General features: G+C 74.7%; 1 protein-coding gene and 1 pseudogene. One reads left to right on the forward strand and one right to left on the reverse strand.

The window, feature by feature from the left end:
- A pseudogene (locus CG723_RS35655) lies at nucleotides 1-588 on the reverse strand (ABC transporter ATP-binding protein); the annotation flags it as partial.
- 165 nt (nucleotides 589-753) lie between these two features.
- Between CG723_RS35655 and CG723_RS35660 the strand changes: the two are divergent.
- Complete coding sequence (locus CG723_RS35660) at nucleotides 754-1,938, forward strand: DUF2786 domain-containing protein (protein ID WP_100597676.1); 1,185 nt, start codon at nucleotides 754-756, stop codon at nucleotides 1,936-1,938.
- The last annotated feature ends 49 nt before the right edge of the window (nucleotides 1,939-1,987 follow it).

The following is a 1,987-nucleotide window of genomic DNA, read 5'->3' on the forward strand; positions in this document are numbered from 1 at the left end:
GTCACCATCACCGTCGTCTGACCCTCCCGGTCGACCAACTCGCGCAGCAGAGTGAGGACTTGGCGTCCGGTCGTCGTGTCGAGCGCGCCCGTCGGCTCGTCGCCGAAGAGGACGGCCGGCCGGGTGATCAGGGCGCGGGCCAGGGCCACCCGCTGCTGCTGGCCGCCGGAGAGCTGTGAAGGGCGGTGCCCCGCGCGCTCGGCGAGGCCCACGCGGCCCAGCGCCTCGCGCACCTCCGCGCGAGGGCCGCCGCCCGGCGAGCCGCAGGGGGAGCGCCACGTTCTGCGCGGCGGTGAGCGCCGGCAGCAGATTGAAGGACTGGAACACGAAACCGATCCGGTCCCGGCGCAGGAGCGTGAGCGCCCGTTCGCCGAGTCCGGTGAGGTCGGTCCCGGCGACGGTGACGGTGCCCGACGTCGGACGGTCCAGGCCCGCGGCGCACTGGAGGAGCGTCGACTTCCCGGAGCCGGAGGGCCCCATCACGGCGGTGAAGGTCCCGGCATGGAAGTCGAGGTCGACCCCGTCGAGGGCGGTGACGCCGCGGTACTCGCGGCGTACGGCGGTGAGGCGCAGGGCAGGTGTGGTCATGCCTCAACCCAACCGCCGCGGCGCCCCGCGAACACGACCACTGGGGGGCGTCCCGGGGGTATGGCCAGCCCTACCCCCGTACACGCCTGAGACCATGGAAGAGAAGACACGACAGGCCGCACGGCGGACCCGTGGACCAGACAGGCAAGGAGACGGCGCCCCCGCATGACGGAACGTACGACGCGGACCACGGTCGAGCAGGCCTTCGCCGCCGCCCTGTACGGGGAGGGCGCGGAGGCCGGGCTCGACACCGGCGCGTCCCTGCTCGCCGCCGACCCGTCCGCCGACACCCAACTCGCCCTGCGCGGGCAGGAGTTCGTGCGCCGCTCCTGGGAGCGCGGCTGGCAGCCCGCCGACGTCATGCGCATCGTCGTACGTGACCTCGAAGAGAGTCCGCACGGACACATCGCGGCCCGCCTGATCCGCGCCGAGACCGCGCGTTACGAGTACCTGCCCGCGCGCTGGGACGCACAGCTCGCCGAGCTCCCGCAGGACCCGGGGCGGGCATCGGGCCCCGGATCGCGCCCCCGCCTCGACCGCTTCTCGTACGCCACCGCCGTCCTGGAGCTGTACAGACTCCTCCTGCGCCTCCCGCCGATAGAGGCCGTGGGGCCCGTGCCCGGCGAGTCCGTGGCGCGGCCCGTCGCGGGGGAGCCGCGGGAGCTCGCCCGGATCCGCGCGCTGCTCGCCAAGGCCGAGGCGACCGGCTACCCGCCGGAGGCCGAGGCCCTGGCGGCGAAGGCGCAGGAACTGATGACCAGGCACAGCGTCGACGCGGCGCTCCTCGCGGCCCGTACACACGCGAAGGACACGCCCGTCGCGTGCCGGATCGGCGTGGACGCCCCGTACGAGACGGCGAAGGCGGCTCTCCTGGACGCGGTCGCGTCGGCGAACCGCTGCCGCGCGGTGTGGAACAGCGGCTTCGGCTTCTCCACGGTCGTCGGCTTCGAGTCCGACCTGGAGGCGGTGGAGCTGCTCCATACGTCGCTGCTGGTGCAGGGCACGGCGGCGATGACGCGGGCCGAGGCCGAGCAGCGCGCGGGGGGACGCAAGCGGACCAAGACCTTCCGGCAGGCTTTCCTCGCCGCGTACGCGCACCGCATCGGCGACCGGCTCGCGGCCGTGGCGGAGGAGGTGACCGGCCAGAGCCGGGAGGGCGGGCTGCTGCCGGTCCTGGCGGCGCGCGATGTCGCGGTGGCCGGCCGGACCGACGACATGTTCCCGCAGACCGTGACGACCCGGGTCCGGGGCGTCAGCGACGGTGCCGGCTGGGCGGAGGGCGTGGCCGCCGCCGACCGCGCCCGCGTCTCGGACCGCGCCGAGGTGCGCGGCGGCGGCACACGCCGGTGAACCAAACCCCGAACGGAACCCCGAGCCAACTCCCGAACCGAACCCCGAA

The organism is Streptomyces sp. CB01635, assembly GCF_002803065.1.
Taxonomy (GTDB): Bacteria; Actinomycetota; Actinomycetes; order Streptomycetales; family Streptomycetaceae; genus Streptomyces.